We start from the raw sequence: 18,158 nt of genomic DNA, 5'->3' as shown, positions 1-18,158 counted from the left end.
CCTAGCGGCGGCGGGCGGCCGCCGGTGACCAGACATAGATCAGCATCGCGGCGATGAGGCCGAACAGGAGCACCCCGTTGGGCAGGTGGGCGCCCAGCCACAGCCAGGTGACGTGCTGGAGACCGCCGGCGACGGGCGGCGGGGCGTCGTCCGCCTGGCGGATGATCGCCGGTCCGCCGGGTGACGGACCTCAGCGCCCGCGGCGTACCGGGCGGAAGGACGCGTCCACGAGCCCCGTGCGGTGGGCGACGACCGCGGCCTGGATCCGGTTGCGCAGGCCCAGCTTGTCCATGGAGGCGGCGATGTGGGTCTTGACCGTGGTGACGCCGATGTGCAGCTTCTCGGCGATCTCGGCGTTGGACAGGCCGGTGCCGACCAGGGCGAGCACCTCCAGCTCGCGCTCGGTCAGCCCGGTGGGCGGGGGCGTCGCGGCCTGCTCCTCGGCCGCCAGGAAGCGCTCCACGACTCTGCGCAGCACCGACGGCGCGAGCAGCTGCTCGCCGCCCGCCGCCCGGCGTACGGCGTCCACCATGCGTTCCGGCTCGTCGTCCTTGACCAGGAAGCCGACCGCCCCGGCGCGCAGGGAGGCGTAGACGTTGGCGTCCTCGGCGAACGTGGTCAGCACCACGATCCTGGCCCCCGGCCGGGCTGCGAGCACGCGTTTGATCGCCTCCAGGCCGTCGACCCTGGGCATGCGCAGGTCCATGAGGATGACGTCGGGCAGATGGCGCTCGGCCAGGCGCACCGCCTCGGCGCCGTCCTCGGCCTCGCCCACGACCTCCATGTCGCCCGCGGCCTGCAGCAGCATGCGCACGCCCGCGCGGACGAGCGCCTGGTCGTCGGCCACCAGCACGCGGATCATACGGCGCTCCTCGCGGGCAGGCTGGCGGCCAGGAGCCAGCCGCCCTCTCCGTCGGGGCCGGCGCTGAGGGTGCCGCCGAGGGCCCGGACGCGCTCGCGCATGCCGGCCAGGCCACGGCCGGACGAGGGCAGGCGTTCGAGGGTGGTGGGCGGGGGGCCGTTGCGGATCTCCACCGACAGTCCCTCCCCTGCCGGAGCGACCGTGACGCGGACCCGGGTGCCGGGGCCTGCGTGCTTGAGCACGTTGGTGAGTCCTTCCTGGACGATGCGGGCGGCAGAGGTGCGGGCGATGAGCGGGGCCTGGTCGGTGGCCGGGTCGAGGTCGAGGTCGACCACGAGCCCCGCGGCGGCCATGCGCTCGGCCGACTCGCGTACGACGTCGGCGGGGTTGGCCAGCAGGTGGGGCTGGCGCTCCGGCTCGCGCAGCAGGTCGAGCAGGTCGCGCAGGTCCTGCAGCACCTGGTGGCCGGTCTCGCGGATGTCGGTGAGCGCGTCGGCGACGGGGCCGTCGGGGGCGGTGTAGCGGGCGGCGCCGGCCCGCAGCACCATGGCGCCGACGTGGTGGGCGACGACGTCGTGCACGTCGCGGGCGATGCGCTCGCGCTCGGCGAGCTGGTCGGCCCGCACCTGGGCCACCGCCGCCCGGGCGGACTCCTCGGCGCCCAGCCGCTCGGCGGCCACGGCGGCCTGCCGCATGCCGAGGTAGCGGCCGATCGCGATCGGCGTGGCGACCAGCGTCATCAGCACGCCGACGCGGAACGGAGTGACGTGCGTGTCGTCGCCGACGACGGCGATCGCGGTCAGCAGGGAGCCGGCGAAGTACGCCGCCGCCGTCCACGCCCAGGAGGCCACGCGCATGGCGAACACGCCGATCGCGATCAGCGTGAGGATCACGCAGGTGTTGACGGCGTCGTTCAGGTAGGTGTCGGCCGAGAGGAGCAGCACGCCCTGCACCAGGAAGACCAGCCCGGGCATCCGCCTGGCGATGCCCAGCGACAGGCCGCCCACCACGGCCAGCAGCCCGACGACCCAGACGGGCTGGGTGCCCGAGTGCCAGGAGGTCCAGGTGCTGAGCACGGTGATCGCCACGCCGCCGGCGGCGAGCAGCGCGTCGGGGGTGACGTCGCGCTCCTCCAGCCGCCCGGCCGAATTGCGCAGATAGGCGCCCAGCGCGGCGGGGAAGACGGGCAGCAGGAACGAGTACATCCAACTGCCGGCGGTGAGCGCGATGCCGGGGTCGGCGATGTTGATCGCGGTCGCGACGATCGTCGCGGCCACGGCCACCGCGCTGGCCCGCCAGCTCGACTGGTTTCCGACCACGCCGAGCGCGACGCAGACGAGGATCTGCGCAGTGTTGGACGTGAACGACCCCAGCTGGTCGGTGACGACCAGGAGCACGCCCAGGTAGAGGGTGACGGGCACCGGCCAGCGCCGGACCAGCCCCATGGGCAGGCCCGCCAGCAGCGCCATCGGGACGTTCGTCTCCGCGGGCAGGTATTTCGTGTCGCCGGCATGGGACGTGGTCAACAGGTCCAGGGCCACACCCGAACCCGCCAGGAGGACATCCAGCGGCACACCGCGCCAACGCATGCGCTCACGGTATCCGTCCATCGTGAACGGCTAATCCTCCGGGCGGAGGACCGCGCCTCCTCCTACTGGCCGCAGCTCCGCCCTGACGGCGGAGCGATCGGGCGCGATCTTGCCCCTAGGTTCGAGCCATGTCGAACGACACCGCACTTTTCCTCGGCCAGTTCCTGCGCGCTCCCGCCGTGATCGGGGCGGTCGCGCCCAGCTCGCGGCGGCTGGCCTCCGCCGTCTGCGCACCGATCCCGGAGCGTGGCGAACCGACGGTGGTGGAGCTCGGCCCCGGCACCGGGCCGTTCACCGCGGAGATCCAGCAGCGGCTGGCCGGGCGCGGCCACCACCTGGCCGTGGAGGTCAACGAGACCATGGCGGGGCTGCTGGCCGGACGTTTCCCGGCCGTGGACGTGGTGCACGCCGATGCGGCGCGGCTGGGCGAGCTGCTGCGGGAGCGGGGGTTGCGGCAGGCGGACGTGGTGGTGAGCGGGCTGCCGTGGGCGGCCTTTCCTGAGGAGTCGCAGCGTGATCTGCTGGAGGCGGTGACGGCGGCGATGGGCCTGGGCGCGGCGTTCACGACGTTCTCCTACATTCACGCCATCCCGCTCGGCTCGGCGCGGCGCTTCCGCGCGCTGCTGGCCGAGCGGTTCGAGGAGGTCGTGCCGGGGCGTACGGTGTGGCGCAACCCTCCCCCGGCCTTCGTGTTCCACGCGCGCCGCCCGCGGCGCTGAAGGCGTCCGGCGCGTGGCCTCGACCTTGAACCGAACATGATTCTACGATGGCGTGATGGATTTCACCCTTCCGGACACCGCCCTGGCCGTCCAGGCCGGCATCGCCGGCATCTGCTCCCGTTACGACCTTGACTATTGGCAGCGGTGCGAGAGCGACAAGCGGTGGCCGGAGGAGGTCTGGCAGGAGCTGGCCAAGGGCGGCTGGCTCGGCCTGGCGGTGCCCGAGGAGCACGGCGGCGGCGGCCAGGGGCTGCTGGAGCTGGCGGTCGCCACCGAGACGCTGGCGGCCTCGGGCGCGGCGGGCGGCTCGGCGTTCACGTACGTGCTGACGCCCGGCTTCGGCGCGCTCACGATCGCCCGGCACGGCACGCCCGAGCAGCGGGCGGACCTGCTGCCCCGGCTGGCCACGGGTGAGATCGAGACGTGCTTCGCGCTGACCGAGCCCGACGCCGGCTCCAACTCGCTGGCGATCACCACGTCGGCCCGGCGCGACGGCGGCGAGTACGTGATCAATGGGCAGAAGATCTGGATCACCGGCGTGCAGCGGGCCACCTGGATGCTGCTGGTGGCCAGGACCATCCCGGCCGCCGAGGCGCGGCCGCGCGCGAACGGGCTGACGGTGTTCCTGGTGAACGTCCCCGAGGCGGTCGCCGCCGGGCGGCTCTCCTACCGGCCGATCCCCAAGCTCGGCGCGAACACGACGCCGTCGAACATGGTGTTTCTCGACGACCTGCGGGTGCCCGCCTCGAACGTGGTCGGCGAGGTGGACCAGGGCGCGGTCGTGCTGTGGGACATCCTCAACCCGGAGCGGATCCTGCTGGCCGCCTCCGCGCTGGGCGGAGCCGAGGTGGCTCTGCGAGTCGCCGTCGACTACGCGAAGCAGCGCGAGGTCTTCGGCCGGCCGATCGGCGCCAACCAGGCCATCGCCTTCCCGCTGGCGCAGGTCAAGGCCAAGATCGAGCTGGCCAGGCTGATGATCTACAAGGCGGCCTGGTCCTTCGACCGGCGGCTGCCGTGCGGCACCGAGGCCAACATCGCCAAGCTGACCGCCTCGCAGGCCGCCTGGGAGGCGGCCGACGCGGCGTTCCAGACGCACGGCGGGATGGCGTACTCGCTGGAGTATCCGGTGGCGAGGCTGCTCGCCGACGCCAGGATCGGGAAGGTGGCACCCGTGACGGAGGAGCTCCTGCTCAACTACCTCGCGACCCAGGTGCTCGGGCTGCCCCGCAGCTTCTAGCCGCCGTTCAGCCCGGTTTCCCACCTTGTCGTCTCGTGATCGGTCGCTGGAAGGCCTCTGCTTGGTCCTCCGGGGCGGCGTTCTCGGCCCCGGAGGACTCGCCTTCCCTCTACTCGCAACGGCGGGCCCGCCGTGTCGTTGTTTCTCCTTGAGCTGCGCCTACCCGAGGTCCGGGGAAGCACACGCCCGTGCTCAGCCGAACGACGGGGGCCGCTTCTCCCGCAAAGCGCGCACGCCCTCGGCCACGTCCGGCCCGCTGAAGCCGAGGAACTCCATGGCCAGCGAGGCGTCGAAGGTCGGCCCGGCCAGCCGCAGCCAGTTGTTGAGCGAGTATTTGGTCAGCCTGATCGCCTCCTGCGCGCCGGCGGCGAGCCTGACGGCGATCTCCATGGCCTTGTCGTGCACCTGGTCGTCGTCGACACACAGGCTGACCAGCCCCATCCGCTCGGCCTCCGCCCCGGTCACCGGCTCGCACAGCAGCAGGTGGTATTTGGCCTTGGCCAGCCCGCACAGCAGGGGCCACACGATCGCGGCGTGGTCGCCGGCCGCGACGCCGAGCCTGGTGTGCCCGTCGATGATCCGCGCGGTGCGGCCGGCGACGGAGATGTCGGCCAGCAGCGCGACCGCGAGCCCGGCTCCGACGGCGGGGCCCTGGACGGCGGAGACGATCGGCTTGGCGCAGTTGAGCACGTTGTAGACGATGTCGCGAGCCTCGGCGAAGATGCGCAGCCTGGTGGCGTGGTCGCGCGTCATCTCCTCGATCATCGACAGGTCGCCGCCCGCGGAGAACGCCGTGCCCTCTCCCCTGACCACGATGGCCCGCACGCTCACGTCGCGGTCGGCGTCGCGCCAGATCTCGCCCAGCTCGCGGTGCGCAGTCATGTCGACGGCGTTGAGCCTGCCCGGCTCGCTGATCGTGACCCTCAGCACGCCGTCGGCCGGGGTGTCGATCTTTAGCTTGTCGTAGTTGTCGTAGTTCACAGGGATTCCCGCAGCCGTTCCGCCACGTACGCGCGGGCCTCGAGGGCCTGGTCGAACAGGCCGGGCAGGGCGAAGAAGCCGTGCACGGCGCCGTCGTACCTGCGGCTCTCGGCGGGCACGCCCGCCTGTGCCAGGCGCCGGGCGTACGCCTCGCCCTCGTCTCTCAGTACGTCGTATTCGGCCGTCACCACGGTCGCCGGCGCGAGGCCCGCGACGTCGGGCAGCCGCAGCGGGGACAGGCGCGGATCGGCGGGGTCGGCTCCGTCCGCGTACTGCCGCAGGAACCACGCGATCTCCGCGCCGGGGAGCGCGTATCCCTTGGCGTAGTCCCGGTGGCTGGGCGTGTCCATGGCCGCGTCCAGCACCGGGCAGACCAGGGCCTGGTGCGCCAGGCGCAGCCCGGCGTCGCGGGCCTGCCAGGCGGCGACGGCGGCCAGGTTGCCGCCCGCGCTCTCGCCGGCCACCGCCACGCTGCCGTTGTTCTGGTAGAAGGCGGGCCGGGCGAAGATGTCGCGCACGACGGTCCACGCGTCGTCGGCGGCGGCGGGGAACGGGTGCTCGGGGGCGAGCCGGTAGCCGGCCGACACCACCACCGCCCCGGCGTGGATCGCCAGGTAGCGCGCGACCGCGTCGGCCCGCCTGATGCTGCCGTAGACCCAGCCGCCGCCGTGGAAGTAGACCACGACCGGCAGCAGGCCGTCGCCGGGATCGGCGCGGTAGATCCGGATGGGCACGCCCTCGGCCACCTCGTCGCGGACGAAGGGCAGCTTCGTGAGCGGGCCGCGATGGATCGCGGCGTCGTCGTTCGCCGCCCGCGTCCGCTGGATGTCCTCCAGCGTGAGCGAGTCGAAGTCGGTTTCCTCGTCCGACGCCATGGAGGCGAGGTAGTCCCGCGCCTGGGGGTGCAGCGGCATGATCGCAGCCTAGCGGGCCGCCTCCATGAACGCATCGAAGAGCCGGTTGTCATCGCCTCGCTCCGGATGCCACTGCACGCCCACGCCGAACCTGTGCCCTTGCAGCTCGATGCCCTCGACGATCTGGTCGTCGGCCCAGGCCACGGCCAGCAGGCCGCCGCCGAGCCGGCGCACGGACTGGTGGTGCGGGGCGACGACCTCGATGTGGTCGCCGATGGCCTTGCCGAGCTTGCTGGAGACGCTGACCTGGATCGCGTGGGCCGCGCCGGGCTCGCCGTGCCGGTCGTTGTCGAGCACCTGGGGCAGCCACGGGATCAGCGTGCCGCCCTGGGCGACGTTGAGCACGTGCATGCCCCTGGCGATGGCCAGGATCGGGATGTCGGCGCGCACGGCCGCCCTGGCCAGCGCCAGCTCGAAGCGGTCCCGGTGCGCCTGCGGCTCGGGGACCCGCGCGTCCTGCTCGTCGTCGTAGGCGGCGGCCGCCAGCTCGACGCCGCCGGCCAGCACCACGCCGTTGAGACCGCGTGCGTAGTCCTCGGCGGCGTGCGGGCTGAGCGGTGGCAGCACCACCGGCGCGCCCCCTGCCCGCGTCACCGCCTTGGCGTAGGCGTGCGGGGACAGGACGGCCTCCCGCACCCAGTCGCCCCAGCGGGCGGCCTCGAAGTAGGCGGTGATACCGATCAGCGGTCGGGACATGCGATCTCCCGGAGCATGGTGGAGTTCGTGCCGCCGCCGCCCGGTGTCAGGTGACGGCCACTGGCCCCATCATGACGCACAGTCTTTCCCATATGTCGCCTCTCCCAAAGATCCTCGACTACCACTTGCCTCCCACACCACCGGACTTTTCGGCTTTCGTCACGCTTCTCGCCTTTCGTGTCGGGAAGCTGGAGCTGGTACATGAGACCGAGGTAGTGCCCGACCCTGTCGCTGAGCCACCAGTAGGCGTCCGCGCTCGCGGCGAAGACGAAGATCCGAGCGCCTTCCCCACGCCACCCGCCTGGGATGGAGGACTGCCATGGCCGGAACCGGAACGTTTCGGCACCGGGTCGGCAGGACCAGTGAGGCCCTCCTTGGCGGCCGGCTCCGTGAGCAGCGCCATGCGGCGGTCGGTGTCGGCGCAGATGCCGCCGGAGGTGGCATACTCCCTCACGCCGCTCGGCCGCGAACGGGTGTCGTATTTGTGCGGGCCGGCCGAGTGGATCGCCCGTGCACAGGACATCATGGCCGCCCAGGAGCGCAGCATGACCGCCGCAGTTGATCCCGAGACCCTCGCCGCGGCCCGCGCGGGCGACGCGGAGTCGTTCGAGCGGCTGGTCGGGGGCCACCGCCGCGAGCTCTACGCGCACTGCTACCGGATGCTCGGCTCGGTCCAGGACGCCGAGGACGCGCTGCAGGAGACGCTGCTCGGAGCGTGGCGCGGGCTGGCCGGGTTCGAGGGGCGCAGCTCGCTGCGCGCGTGGCTCTACCGCATCGGCACCAACGCCTGCCTGCGGATGCTGGAGCGCCGGCCGCGCCGGATGGTCTCCATGGAGTACGGCCCGCCGCTGGACGACGTCGACAACCTGGGCGAGATCGTGCCGGGGCGGGTCTGGCTGGAGCCCTGGCCCGACGACCCGGCCGACCACTACACCCGGCGCGAGAGCGTGGAGCTGGCGTTCGTCGCGGCCCTGCAGCACCTGCCCGCCACGCAGCGGGCCGTGCTGATCCTGCGCGAGGTGCTGGAGTTCTCCGCCGCCGAGACGGCCCGCGCCCTGGACACCACGCCCGCCTCGGTCAACAGCGCGCTGCAGCGCGCCAGGAAGGCGATCGAGGAGCGGGTGCCGCCGGTGACGCAGCAGGATGAGCTGGACGCCCTCGGCGACGAGGGCCGCCGCGAGCTGGTGGGCGCCTTCGTGGCGGCCTGGGAGCGGGCGGACGTGCCCGCCCTGCTGGAGCTGCTGGCGCGGGACGCCAGGTTCACGATGCCGCCGCTGCCGGCGTGGTTCGACGGCCGGGACGCCGTGGAGCGGTTCCTGCGCCGCCGCGTGTTCGCCACCGGCTGGCGGCTGGTGCCGATCCAGGCCAACGGCCAGCTCGCGTTCGCGTGCTATCAGCGGCGTGAGGACCGCTGGCGGCTGGGCGCGGTCAACGTGCTCAGCCTGCGCGGCGGCCGCATCACGGAGATCGCCGGATTCCTCGACCCGGGCGTGTTCCGCTGTTTCGGCCTTCCCTCCGAACTAGACCACTGAATGCGAATATGACTTACATTCGCATTCGCTGTCCGAAAAACGGAAACGCTGAGCCCGGACAATCACGAGCCCACAACTGATAGTTCTGCTTCGCACCGTATTAGGGGGAAACGGTTGTGGCGCGTCATGGTGGGTGTAAGACTCATTTTTGAGCGCGTCGGATGTGCCGGGGCCCGCCGCGCGCTCCCGACCCGGAGCCGTCAGGGAGGTGGAACGACAAGACCGGAATGCGTTTCCGGTCAATAAGTGGGGTTGCGATACATGTCGTTGAATCCGCGTCTGGTGAAGGAGAGTTTCTCCGTCGTCGAACCGCATGCCGACAAGGCCACGGCCTATTTCTACGGCCGGCTGTTCGCCGAGAATCCGCAGTTGCGCGCCATGTTCCCGCCCGCCATGGACGTCCAGCGCGACCGGCTGTTCGGCGCGCTGACCCGGATCGTGTGGAGCCTGGACAGCCCGGACAGCCTCGCAGCCTTCCTGGGCCATCTCGGCAGGGACCACCGAAAGTACGGCGTGATCGCCGAGCACTACACGGCCGTCGGCAGCGCCCTGCTCGCCACGATCCGCCGCTTCGCGTCCGACATCTGGAACCACGAGATCGAGGCGGCCTGGGTGGCGGCCTACACGGCCGCGGCCAATCTCATGATCGAATCGGCGGAGTCCGACTCGGGGGTATCTCCCGCGTGGTGGCTGGCCGAGGTGATCGACCACGAGCAGCGCTATCGCGACATCGCGGTCATCACGCTGCGGCCCACGCAGCGGCTGCCGTACCAGCCGGGCCAGTACGTCAACGTGCAGACCGCACGCTGGCCGCGCGTGTGGCGGACGTTCTCCATCGCGAACGCTCCGCGCCCGGACAACACGATCAGGCTGCACGTGCGCTCGATCCCGGGCGGCTGGGTGTCCACCACGCTGATCAGGCACACCCGCATCGGCGACCAGCTCCTGCTGGGGCCGCCGATGGGCACGATGATGCCGCGCGAGAGCAGCATGCGCGACGTGCTGTGCGTGGCGGGGGGCACCGGCCTGGCGCCGCTGAAGGCCATCATCGAGTCGATCATCAACTCGGGCCGCCGGCCCAACATCCACCTGCTGTACGGCGCCCGCACCGCCGAGGAGCTGTACGACCTGCCCGACCTGATCAGGATGGCGTCGTCGTTCCCCTGGCTGCGGGTGCTGCCCGTGGTCTCCGACCAGCCGTCGTTCGACGGGATGCGCGGCCACCTGCCCGAGGTGACGCAGCGCTTCCATTCCTGGGCCGAGCACGACGTGTACGTGTGCGGCCCATCCGCCATGGTCAACGAGACCGTCCGCCGCCTCCAGATCGACGGCGTGCCCCTGTCGCGCATCCACCGGGACATCATCCAGGGCGAACGATGATCCTTACAGAAATGTCCACATAAGGTCACGGCTAGGGCTTGGCGCACCGGCGAGCCGGGCTTACCGTCCAGTTCTCGGGTCCTTCCCCCAAGGGTGAGGTGACCGATCGGGGAGAACCCGGCTTCGGTTCCGACCGTCTCTTTGGAGGCAGGATGCGATTCCGGCATGCCCTCAGCCTGGTCGCCGCGAACACGCTCGTGCTCGCCGCGATCTCGTTATCGGGACCCGCGGCCACCGCCGAGGGGTTCGGCTTCCAGGACCTCAAGCCCTGGCAGCAGCGCCTGGCCTCGGGCGCGCTCGTCGACGCCCTGGCCGAGCGGTCCGGCGCCGCGCGGCGCGGGCTCACCGGCTTCAAGCCCGCCGTCACACCCGACTGTGACGACCGCCGCGGCGACAACGTCAAGGTCAACGTCAACTGCGCCAACATCACCGACCCCGACATGCACGGGCGCTCGCAGGCCCAGAACGAGACCTGGATCGCGGCCAACCCGAACAATCCCAAGCAGATCGTGGCCGGCTACAACGACTACCGGCGCGGCGACGGCACCTGCGGCGTGTCGTACTCGGCCGACGGCGGCGCCAGCTGGGCCGACTCCACCGTGCCGAACGGCTTCACCAGGGGCACCGCGTTCGGCGGCGTCCCCCGCCAGTACTGGCAGGCCGGCGGCGACCCGTCGCTGGACTGGGACAGCCGCGGCAACGCGTACCTGTCATGCCTGGCCTTCAAGCGCGGCGCCACCGTGACCACCGACCCCGACCAGTCCAGCGCCATGTACGTCTTCCGCTCCACGGGCACGGGCGGCGCCTCGTTCAATTTCCCGGGGCGGCCGGTGGCCGAGCACACGGACCTCGCGGGCGCCGGGGACTTCCTGCTGGACAAGCAGCTCATGGCCGTCGACCACTACGTCTCGAGCCCGTTCAGGGACCGCGTGTACGTGACGTGGACGACGTTCGACTCCGATGGGACGGCGTACATCTTCGGCGCCTACTCCGCCGACTACGGCGAGACGTTCAGCGACCCGGTGCTGGTCAGCGGCGACTCGGCGCTGTGCTCCAGCACCTTCGGCATCCCCACGCCGCGCGGCTCGTGCAACGTCAACCAGTTCTCCCATCCGTCGGTCGGCCCCGACGGCGCGCTCTACGTCGTGTGGGCCAACCACAACACCACGCCGGCCGGCGCGGGCGACAACCACCTGCAGATGCTGCTGGCCAAGTCCACCGACGGCGGCGCCACCTACTCGGCGCCGGTGAAGGCCGGCGACTTCTTCGAGCTGCCCGACTGCGCCACCTACCAGAACGGCCAGGACCCGGGACGCTCCTGCGTGCCGGAGAAGGGCCCCACGTTCAACTCGGTCTTCCGGGCCGCCAACTACCCCTACGTCAACGTCAACCCGAAGAACCCGGCGCAGGTGACGGTGGCCTACGGGTCGTTCATCAGCCGCAACTCCCGCGAGTCCGGCGGTTGCACCCCGGCCGGCTTCACCGGGCCGCTGGGCAACCCGCTCTACACCGGGGTGAAGGGCGCCTGCAACAACGACATCGTGGTCTCCGAGTCCACCGACGGCGGCGCGAGCTTCGCCGGCACCTCCGCCGACGTGCGCACCCTGCCGTCGGCCACCGACCGGCCCGGGCAGCGCACCACCGACCAGTTCTGGCACGGCTCCGACTACACCCCGACCGGCCGGTACGTGGTCACGTACTACGACCGCCAGTACGGCGACGCCGCCACGACCGGCTTCTCCGACATCTCGTTGTCCACGCGCACCGGCTCCGGGTACGTGACGCAGCGCGTGACCTCGTCGAGCATGCCGCCGCCCACCCAGTTCGGCGGGCTGTTCTTCGGCGACTACATCCAGGTGTCGGCCACCGCGACCAGCGCGTACCCGCTCTGGTCCGACACTCGCGAGCCCGCGCTGTTCCTCTGCCCGGGCACCGGGCAGCCGGGCGTCCCGCCCAAGGCGTGCACGGCGCCCATGCAGCACGCCGACCCGGCCAACGAGCAGGAGATCTTCACGGCCCGTCGGCCCGTCTTCTGATCCGGAGGTTGACAGCGGGGGTTGGACAGTGCGAGGTGGAAGTTGACACGCCATGTGGAGGTCGACTGTGCCATCCCCCGCCAGTCGCCGAGGAATCGGCGCGCTCGTGACCGTACCGTCCGTCGTCGTCGCGTCGCTGCTTCTCACTCCGCTTCCGGCGGCGGCGGACGTCCCGCTGACGGAGATCGGGGCCGACGCGTACGCCAACGCCACCAGCCAGCACGGCACGCAGGCGGGCCCCGACACCTTCCAGTGGGGCACGACGATCGTCACCGCCCAGCAGGCGGGCAGGTTCTTCGACGGCGGGGCGTCCGGCATCGCGTTCGCCACCTCCTCCGACAACGGCGCCACCTGGGCCAAGGGCGCCCTGCCGGGGATCACCGGGTTCGGCGACGGCCCGTACCAGCGGGTCAGCGACCCGTCGGTGGCCTACGACGCCCGGCACGACGTCTGGCTCGTCTCGTCCTTAGGCATCACCGACACGGGCGGGATCGCCGGGGCGGCCGTGCTCACCAGCCGCTCCGCCGACGGCGGCCGGACCTGGGACGCCCCGGTGACGGTCGCCGTCGCGGGCGGCGGCAACCTGGACAAGAGCTGGATCGTCTGCGACAACGCGCCGGACAGTCCCTTCTACGGCCGCTGCCACGTCGCGTTCGACGACCACGCCACGGGCAACGCGATCAAGATGGCCCGCTCGTCCGACGGCGGCCTGACCTGGGCCGTGACCGGCACGCCGGCGACCGGGCTCGGCGGGCAGCCGGTGGTGCGGCCGGACGGCGCGGTGGTGGTGCCGTACCTGAGCAACGAGCACCAGATCCGCGCCTTCCGCTCCCGCGACGGCGGCGCCACCTGGAGCGACGGTGAGCTCGTCTCCACCGTGCAGCGGCACACGGTCGCGGGCGGCCTGCGCGCCTCCCCGCTGCCGTCGGCCGAGACGGACGCGTCCGGCGCCGTGTACGTCGTCTGGCACGACTGCCGCTTCCAGCTCTACTGCGCCGGCAACGACATCGTGCTGGCCAAGTCGGCCGACGGGAGCGCATGGGGCCACGTCACGCGGGTGACGAGCGACGGCGGCGACCACTTCATCCCCGGCCTCGGCGTCGACCGCGCCACCTCGGGCGGCTCGGCCAGGCTCGCGCTCGCCTACTACCGCTACCCCGACCCCGCCTGCACCCCTGCCACCTGCCGGCTCACGGTCGGCTACACCTCCTCCGCCAACGGCGGCCGCAGCTGGTCCGCGCCCGCCGAGCTGCACGGGCCGATGGCGCTGGAGTGGCTGGCCAACACCGCCCAGGGCCGCATGACCGGCGACTACATCTCCACCTCGATCGTCCCGGGCGGCAACGCCTTTCCCGCCTTCACGGTCGCGGCGGCGCCCGCGGGCGGCGCGTTGAGCATGCGCACCTACACCGTCTCGGGAGGCCTCCCGATCAAGGGCGGCGGCCCCGCCGCGGCCTCCATCGAGGCGCCCATCGGGGCCGGCGAGGAGGCGCCCGGCCTGCCCGCCACAGCGCGTTGACCATCGGGCGCCGGCTCTCGGAAGGCGGCGGCGGTCTCCTCGTCGTTGGGCCAGAACGTCTCGATGGCCAGCTCGGACACCGTCACGTCCACCGGCGTGCCGAACGTCGCGATCGTCGTGAACATCGACAGCACCCGGTCACCCGCCGCGATCCGCAGCGGCACCAGGATGTCGGCCGGGCCCGGCACGTGCGCCACGTTCAGGTCCACGCCCGGATATGTGTACGACGCCAGCTCGTCGTGCAGCTCGGCCAGCCGCCCGTCGGCGGACATCTCGGCCTGCCTGCGCAACTGGTGCAGCAGGTGGGCGCGTACCTCGGCCAGGTTGAGCAGCCGGCCGCCCATGGCCTGCGGGTGCAGCGACAGCCGCATCACGTTGATCGGCTCCTTCAGCAGCTCGGCCGGGACGCCGTCCATGAACATGGCGGCCGCCGAGTTGGCCGCCACCAGGTTCCACGCCGCGTCCACCACGACCGCCGGGTACGGCTCGTGCCCGGCCAGGATCTTTTCCAGCGCCTGGCGGACGACCTCCATCTCGGGGGCGCGTACCTCGCGTTCGGGATAGACCGGCGCGAACCCCGCCGACACCAGCAGCCTGTTGCGGTGCCGCAGCGGCACCCCGAGCTCCTCGGCCAACTTCATCACCATCTCACGGCTCGGCCGGGAGCGCCCGGTCTCCAGAAAGCTGATATGGCGGGCCGAAACCTCGGCCTCGATGGCCAGGTCGAGCTGGCTCACCCGGCGCCGCTGACGCCACGAGCGCAGCAACTCGCCAAAGGACTCTTCACGTACGGCAAGCGCTCCCATGCCCGGCAACCTATCGGCCGCGGGGAAGTGTCACGATTACCCCTCGGGTAATGCCGGTCGCGAACGACCTGAACGCCGGCCGGCCAGGACGACCACCACCCGGACGGCGACCGACCGGGACGACCACGACCCGGGACGCCGACCGACCGCGACGGTGACGACCCGGACGCCGACCGGCCGGGACGGCGACCGACCGGGACGGCGGCCGGCGGTGACCCTGACGGACCTCCTGGGGCGAATCTCCCAGTCCTCGGAAGTTGTCGGTACCGCGTGGCACCATTGGCGGGGAAGCGAACATGGGAGGATGCCATGAGTGACGCAGTGCTCGCGATCGGCACCCGCAAGGGCCTGTTCCTCGCCCGCTCGGCGGACGGCGGCCCGTTCGAGATCGAGCCGATCCAGTTCTCCACGGTCGCGGTGCCCTCGGTGTCGATCGACACCCGCGGCACCACACCCCGGCTCCTGGCGGGCATCGAATACGGCCATTTCGGTCCATCCGTCATGTATTCGGATGACCTCGGCCGGACCTGGGGAGAGGCGGAGCAGCCGCCCATCGCCTTCCCCGAGAAGACGGAGGCGACCCTCACCAGGGTGTGGCAGCTCGTGCCCTCCCCGTCCGAGCCCGACGTGGTGTGGGCGGGCGTCGAGCCGGGGGCGCTGTTCCGCTCGGAGGACCGCGGCGTCACCTACCGGCTCATCGAGGGGCTCTGGGAGCACCCGCATCGCCCGCAGTGGCAGCCGGGCGGCGGCGGCCTGTGCCTGCACACGATCATCAACCACCCGGCAGACCCCAAGATCATGGGCGTCGCGATCTCCACGGGCGGCTTCTACCGCTCGGCCGACGGCGGCCTGTCATGGGAGGCGTCCAACCAGAACATTCGCGCCCCCTTCATGCCCGAGGGACAGCAATATCCGGAGTTCGGGCAGTGCGTGCACAAGGTCGCCATGCACCCGACCCGGCCCGACCGGCTCTATCTGCAGCACCACTTCGGCGTCTACCGCAGCGACGACTTCGGCGGCACCTGGCACGACATCGGCTCCTCGCTGCCGTCGGACTTCGGCTTCCCGATCGTGGTGCACCCGTCCCGGCCCGACACGGTCTACGTGCTGCCGCTGACGGCAGACATGGACCGCACGCCCGTCGGCCACCGCTACCGCGTCTACCGCAGCGACGACGCGGGCGCGACGTGGCAGCCGTTCGATCAGGGCCTGCCCGAGGAGCCGGTGCACGCGACGGTGCTGCGGGACGCGATGAGCATGTCGGAGGCAGGGCTGTTCTTCGGCACGCGCGACGGCGAGGTCTACTGCTCGCGTGACGACGGCGAGACGTGGTCGCTGGTCGGCCGGCACCTGCCCGACGTGCTCACCGTGCGCGCGGCGGTGCTCTAGTTGACGACCAAACCCGTGACGATGGTCGTGTTCGTGCTGCCCAGCACGCTGCGGCGGTGGGTGAGCGGGCGCACGGAGGTCAAGGTCTTCGCCGTCGGCGCCGACCACGACTCCCCGCCCACGCTGGGCTCGGCCCTCGACAGGCTCCGGCGCACGCATCCGCTGCTGGAGGAGCGGCTGCGCGACGACTACGGCCGCATCCGCCGGCACATCAGCATGATCGTGTGCGGGGAGAACGCCCGGGGCCTCGGCGGCCTCGACTGCGCCCTGCCGCCGGGCGCCGAGGTCTACGTGCTGCCCGCGCTCGCCTGAACGCCCTGCTTTCGCCAACGGTCGCCGCAGACCCACCGCGGCGACCGTTGGACAGGCGGGTCAAGGACAGACGCGCCCATTGGCCTCGAACGCCGCATGGGTCAGCGGCATGAGCCCCGCCCACAGCGCCTCCATCTTCTCGGCGACCATCTCGATTTCCCGCTGAGGGAACGACGGGAACGTGGAGTCCTCGCGTTTGACACGAAGCGACAGGAAGTTCATCAAGGCGCGGGCGTTGCAAGTGGCATACATCGATGAGTAAAGGCCGACCGGAAGCACGGTCCGGGCCACCTCGCGAGCGACCCCGGCCTCGAGCATTTCCAGATAAGCGCGGTAGGAATGCCGGTAGCTCTCCTGAGTCGCTTCGGTCACCAGCTTGTGCTGCTCAGCGGTGCCGTCCTTGAACACATATTTGCCCGGCTTGCCCTCTTGCACCAGCTTGCGATCGGGGCCTGGGACGTAGAAAACCGGAACCAGCTGGCGATACCTACCGGATTCCTCGTTGTAGGAGAACGTCCGGTGTCGCATGAATTCGCGGAAGACGAAGATCGGCGCGCTGATGAAGAACGTCATGGACGAATGCTCGAACGGCGTGCCGTGCCTGTCGCGCATCAGGAAGTTGATGAGGCCCTTGGAGCCCTGGGGGTCGGCTTCGATCTCGGCCAGAGAGCTCTCGCCCTTCGTGGAGACTCGCGCGGCCCACAGCACATCGGCATCTGATGCGGCGGACTTGACCAGCTCCACGTCCATGTCGCTACGAAACTTGATCTCGGGTTCGACAGTGCCCATAGGGAGCCCCCGCTCGGGTTGGGTTTGTTGTGACGGCCCAAGCAAACCAGCTCGCGCGGCTCGGCGCGAGTCGGCGCCCCCGCCTGCCCGGCGGCCAGGCAGCGGGTGCCTGAGCAGGTCAGCAGCGGTGTGCGGGCCCCTCGCGACGGCGATCCTACCTGTCTAGGTCGCCCGAGGCAGGCGCGCGGCCGTGCAGAGCACGCGCAGGTCACACCTCCTCCGTGAGGAGGAATTCACAACCGGTAGATCCGGCGGGCGTTCCCTGAGCCGATCATGTGGGCGACCCGGGCCGCGTCCGCCGCGCTCCACTCCCCCGCGCCGACCCTGGCCGCGAGCGCCGCGCCCAGCGCCTGCCGGTAGTAGAGCGCGCCCAGCAGGCAGCTCTCGGCCACGCCGCGGCAGCCGGAGCTGAACAGCTGCTTGTGGAACGGCGCCAGCTCCAGCAGCTCGTCCATCACCCTGGCCGAGGCGGCGGCGGTGTGCGGCAGCGCGAGGCCGACGTCCACGTAGACGTGCGGGTAAAGACCGGCCAGGTACGCGGCCTGACGGTGGAACGGGTAGCAGTGCAGCAGGATCACCGGCACGCCGGCGGCCTGCAGCACCCCGGCGAACGCGCTCAGCCTGGCCGGGTCGGTACGCTGCAGCTCGAGTCCCGGGCCGCCGCCGAACCCGGTGTGGAACTGCACGGGCAGCCCGCGCTCCCTGGCCACGTCGATCGCACTCCAGAGCAGGTAACGCAGCAGGATCGGGTCGGTCAGCGGCTCCTTCGGCGCGTCCAGCCGGCGGTTGACGGCCGCGATCACCGCGCCCCGGCTCGGCCGGGACGGGTCGAAGTCGAGGCCGCACTGGGTGGCCATGACGGTCTTGATCCCGACAGCCCTCGCGGCCCGGGCGGTCAGCTCCTCGCCGAGGCCGTCCAGGTAGTCGACGGCGACCTGGGCCAGCTCGGCCACGTTCCGCTCGATCTGCTCGATCCTGACCAGCTCGTCGGCCGCCGCGCTGCCGTGGCGGCCCATCTCGGCGGCCGACAGCAGGTCCCCTGAGGAGGTGTCCGCTGGAGCGGTGTCGACCAGGAACGCCACCATCCCGGCCGCGGCCAGCAGCCGCCGGTTGACCTCGGCGGCGCCCAGCTCGGCCCGGCGGGCGAGGTAGACGGCGGGCGGGGCGTGCGGCTCCAGGTCGAGCAGGGGCGCGCACCAGCGGCGCAGCGCCAGGCCGAGCGGCGTGTCGAAGTGGGTGGTGCCCGGCGGCGCCGCGCTGCCGCCCTCGTTGATGAGCAGCTCGAACTGCGCCCTCGTCAGGTCGTCTCGCCGTACACCGTGACAGTGGTGGTCGACGAGCGGGGAGAGCAGCGCGTCACGCACCGTGCCCGGCAGATCTACGGAGAGCATGCGGAG

General features: G+C 71.5%; 16 protein-coding genes. 8 read left to right on the top strand and 8 right to left on the bottom strand.

Annotation, left to right across the window (positions count from 1 at the left end):
• Positions 1 to 190: 190 nt before the first annotated feature.
• Both EJK15_RS12425 and EJK15_RS12420 read right to left on the bottom strand, forming a co-directional pair.
• Positions 191 to 862: a response regulator gene (locus EJK15_RS12425; protein WP_138710539.1), complete on the bottom strand. Its 672-nt coding sequence runs from the start codon at positions 860 to 862 to the stop codon at positions 191 to 193.
• A complete protein-coding gene (locus tag EJK15_RS12420; RefSeq protein WP_240776927.1) occupies positions 859 to 2,451 on the bottom strand; it encodes a sensor histidine kinase in 1,593 nt (530 codons plus the stop codon). The genes EJK15_RS12425 and EJK15_RS12420 overlap by 4 nt, the downstream gene beginning before the upstream one ends.
• Before the next feature lie 128 nt (positions 2,452 to 2,579).
• On the opposite strand from EJK15_RS12420, the gene EJK15_RS12415 reads away from it, so the two are divergent.
• Both EJK15_RS12415 and EJK15_RS12410 read left to right on the top strand, forming a co-directional pair.
• Entirely contained in the window at positions 2,580 to 3,170 is a 591-nt protein-coding gene (locus EJK15_RS12415) for a class I SAM-dependent methyltransferase (RefSeq protein ID WP_138710538.1), read from the top strand.
• Positions 3,171 to 3,225: 55 nt separating this feature from the next.
• On the top strand, positions 3,226 to 4,407 hold the full coding sequence (locus EJK15_RS12410) for an acyl-CoA dehydrogenase family protein (protein ID WP_138710537.1): 1,182 nt from the start codon (positions 3,226 to 3,228) through the stop codon (positions 4,405 to 4,407).
• A gap of 192 nt (positions 4,408 to 4,599) precedes the next feature.
• Here the strand turns inward: EJK15_RS12410 and EJK15_RS12405 are convergent, their stop codons facing one another.
• The 3 genes from EJK15_RS12405 to EJK15_RS12395 are packed head-to-tail and all read right to left on the bottom strand — an operon-like array spanning position 4,600 to position 6,998.
• Positions 4,600 to 5,388 (bottom strand): enoyl-CoA hydratase/isomerase family protein, encoded by a 789-nt coding sequence (locus EJK15_RS12405; protein ID WP_138710536.1) that lies wholly within the window; start codon positions 5,386 to 5,388, stop codon positions 4,600 to 4,602.
• Complete coding sequence (locus EJK15_RS12400) at positions 5,385 to 6,302, bottom strand: alpha/beta hydrolase (protein ID WP_138710535.1); 918 nt, start codon at positions 6,300 to 6,302, stop codon at positions 5,385 to 5,387. Before EJK15_RS12400 ends, EJK15_RS12405 begins: the two co-directional genes overlap by 4 nt.
• A gap of 9 nt (positions 6,303 to 6,311) precedes the next feature.
• A complete protein-coding gene (locus EJK15_RS12395) occupies positions 6,312 to 6,998 on the bottom strand; it encodes a gamma-glutamyl-gamma-aminobutyrate hydrolase family protein (RefSeq protein ID WP_138710534.1) in 687 nt (228 codons plus the stop codon).
• A gap of 374 nt (positions 6,999 to 7,372) precedes the next feature.
• On the opposite strand from EJK15_RS12395, the gene EJK15_RS12390 reads away from it, so the two are divergent.
• The 4 genes from EJK15_RS12390 (at position 7,373) to EJK15_RS12375 (ending at position 13,465) form a co-directional block, all read left to right on the top strand.
• Positions 7,373 to 8,530 carry a sigma-70 family RNA polymerase sigma factor gene (locus tag EJK15_RS12390; protein WP_240776926.1) on the top strand — a complete coding sequence of 386 codons (1,158 nt, stop codon included), beginning with the start codon at positions 7,373 to 7,375 and terminating at the stop codon, positions 8,528 to 8,530.
• Positions 8,531 to 8,791: 261 nt separating this feature from the next.
• Positions 8,792 to 9,910 (top strand): globin domain-containing protein, encoded by a 1,119-nt coding sequence (locus EJK15_RS12385; protein WP_138710533.1) that lies wholly within the window; start codon positions 8,792 to 8,794, stop codon positions 9,908 to 9,910.
• A gap of 152 nt (positions 9,911 to 10,062) precedes the next feature.
• Positions 10,063 to 11,946: a sialidase family protein gene (locus EJK15_RS12380; protein ID WP_138710532.1), complete on the top strand. Its 1,884-nt coding sequence runs from the start codon at positions 10,063 to 10,065 to the stop codon at positions 11,944 to 11,946.
• Between the two features lie 106 nt (positions 11,947 to 12,052).
• On the top strand, positions 12,053 to 13,465 hold the full coding sequence (locus EJK15_RS12375) for a sialidase family protein (protein ID WP_171074256.1): 1,413 nt from the start codon (positions 12,053 to 12,055) through the stop codon (positions 13,463 to 13,465).
• Here the strand turns inward: EJK15_RS12375 and EJK15_RS12370 are convergent.
• Positions 13,351 to 14,271, bottom strand: coding sequence for a helix-turn-helix domain-containing protein (locus EJK15_RS12370; RefSeq protein ID WP_138710530.1), 921 nt, complete (start codon positions 14,269 to 14,271; stop codon positions 13,351 to 13,353). The two genes, EJK15_RS12375 and EJK15_RS12370, sit on opposite strands and share 115 nt — an antisense overlap.
• Positions 14,272 to 14,580: 309 nt before the next feature.
• Here EJK15_RS12370 and EJK15_RS12365 point away from each other — a divergent pair, with 309 nt between their 5' ends.
• Positions 14,581 to 15,660 carry a WD40/YVTN/BNR-like repeat-containing protein gene (locus EJK15_RS12365; RefSeq protein ID WP_138710529.1) on the top strand — a complete coding sequence of 360 codons (1,080 nt, stop codon included), beginning with the start codon at positions 14,581 to 14,583 and terminating at the stop codon, positions 15,658 to 15,660.
• On the top strand, positions 15,661 to 15,972 hold the full coding sequence (locus EJK15_RS12360; protein ID WP_206060809.1) for a ubiquitin family protein: 312 nt from the start codon (positions 15,661 to 15,663) through the stop codon (positions 15,970 to 15,972).
• 60 nt (positions 15,973 to 16,032) lie between these two features.
• Here the strand turns inward: EJK15_RS12360 and thyX are convergent, their stop codons facing one another.
• Both thyX and EJK15_RS12350 read right to left on the bottom strand, forming a co-directional pair.
• Positions 16,033 to 16,722 carry an FAD-dependent thymidylate synthase gene (gene thyX, locus EJK15_RS12355; RefSeq protein ID WP_206060808.1) on the bottom strand — a complete coding sequence of 230 codons (690 nt, stop codon included), beginning with the start codon at positions 16,720 to 16,722 and terminating at the stop codon, positions 16,033 to 16,035.
• A gap of 272 nt (positions 16,723 to 16,994) precedes the next feature.
• On the bottom strand, positions 16,995 to 18,152 hold the full coding sequence (locus tag EJK15_RS12350) for an amidohydrolase family protein (RefSeq protein WP_138710527.1): 1,158 nt from the start codon (positions 18,150 to 18,152) through the stop codon (positions 16,995 to 16,997).
• Positions 18,153 to 18,158 lie beyond the last annotated feature (6 nt).

Source organism: Nonomuraea basaltis (genome assembly GCF_005893125.1).
GTDB lineage: Bacteria > Actinomycetota > Actinomycetes > Streptosporangiales > Streptosporangiaceae > Nonomuraea > Nonomuraea basaltis.
Note: the sequence above shows the minus strand (reverse complement) of the source record. Positions and strands in the feature narration are given on the sequence as shown.

Coding starts and splice junctions, on each gene's coding strand:
- EJK15_RS12420 (WP_240776927.1), bottom strand. CDS start 2,451: ATGCGTTGGCGCGGTGTGCCGCTGGATGTCCTCCTGGCGGGTTCGGGT.
- EJK15_RS12385 (WP_138710533.1), top strand. CDS start 8,792: ATGTCGTTGAATCCGCGTCTGGTGAAGGAGAGTTTCTCCGTCGTCGAA.
- EJK15_RS12425 (WP_138710539.1), bottom strand. CDS start 862: ATGATCCGCGTGCTGGTGGCCGACGACCAGGCGCTCGTCCGCGCGGGC.
- thyX (WP_206060808.1), bottom strand. CDS start 16,722: ATGGACGTGGAGCTGGTCAAGTCCGCCGCATCAGATGCCGATGTGCTG.
- EJK15_RS12365 (WP_138710529.1), top strand. CDS start 14,581: ATGAGTGACGCAGTGCTCGCGATCGGCACCCGCAAGGGCCTGTTCCTC.
- EJK15_RS12370 (WP_138710530.1), bottom strand. CDS start 14,271: ATGGGAGCGCTTGCCGTACGTGAAGAGTCCTTTGGCGAGTTGCTGCGC.
- EJK15_RS12415 (WP_138710538.1), top strand. CDS start 2,580: ATGTCGAACGACACCGCACTTTTCCTCGGCCAGTTCCTGCGCGCTCCC.
- EJK15_RS12380 (WP_138710532.1), top strand. CDS start 10,063: ATGCGATTCCGGCATGCCCTCAGCCTGGTCGCCGCGAACACGCTCGTG.
- EJK15_RS12350 (WP_138710527.1), bottom strand. CDS start 18,152: ATGCTCTCCGTAGATCTGCCGGGCACGGTGCGTGACGCGCTGCTCTCC.
- EJK15_RS12410 (WP_138710537.1), top strand. CDS start 3,226: ATGGATTTCACCCTTCCGGACACCGCCCTGGCCGTCCAGGCCGGCATC.
- EJK15_RS12395 (WP_138710534.1), bottom strand. CDS start 6,998: ATGTCCCGACCGCTGATCGGTATCACCGCCTACTTCGAGGCCGCCCGC.
- EJK15_RS12400 (WP_138710535.1), bottom strand. CDS start 6,302: ATGCCGCTGCACCCCCAGGCGCGGGACTACCTCGCCTCCATGGCGTCG.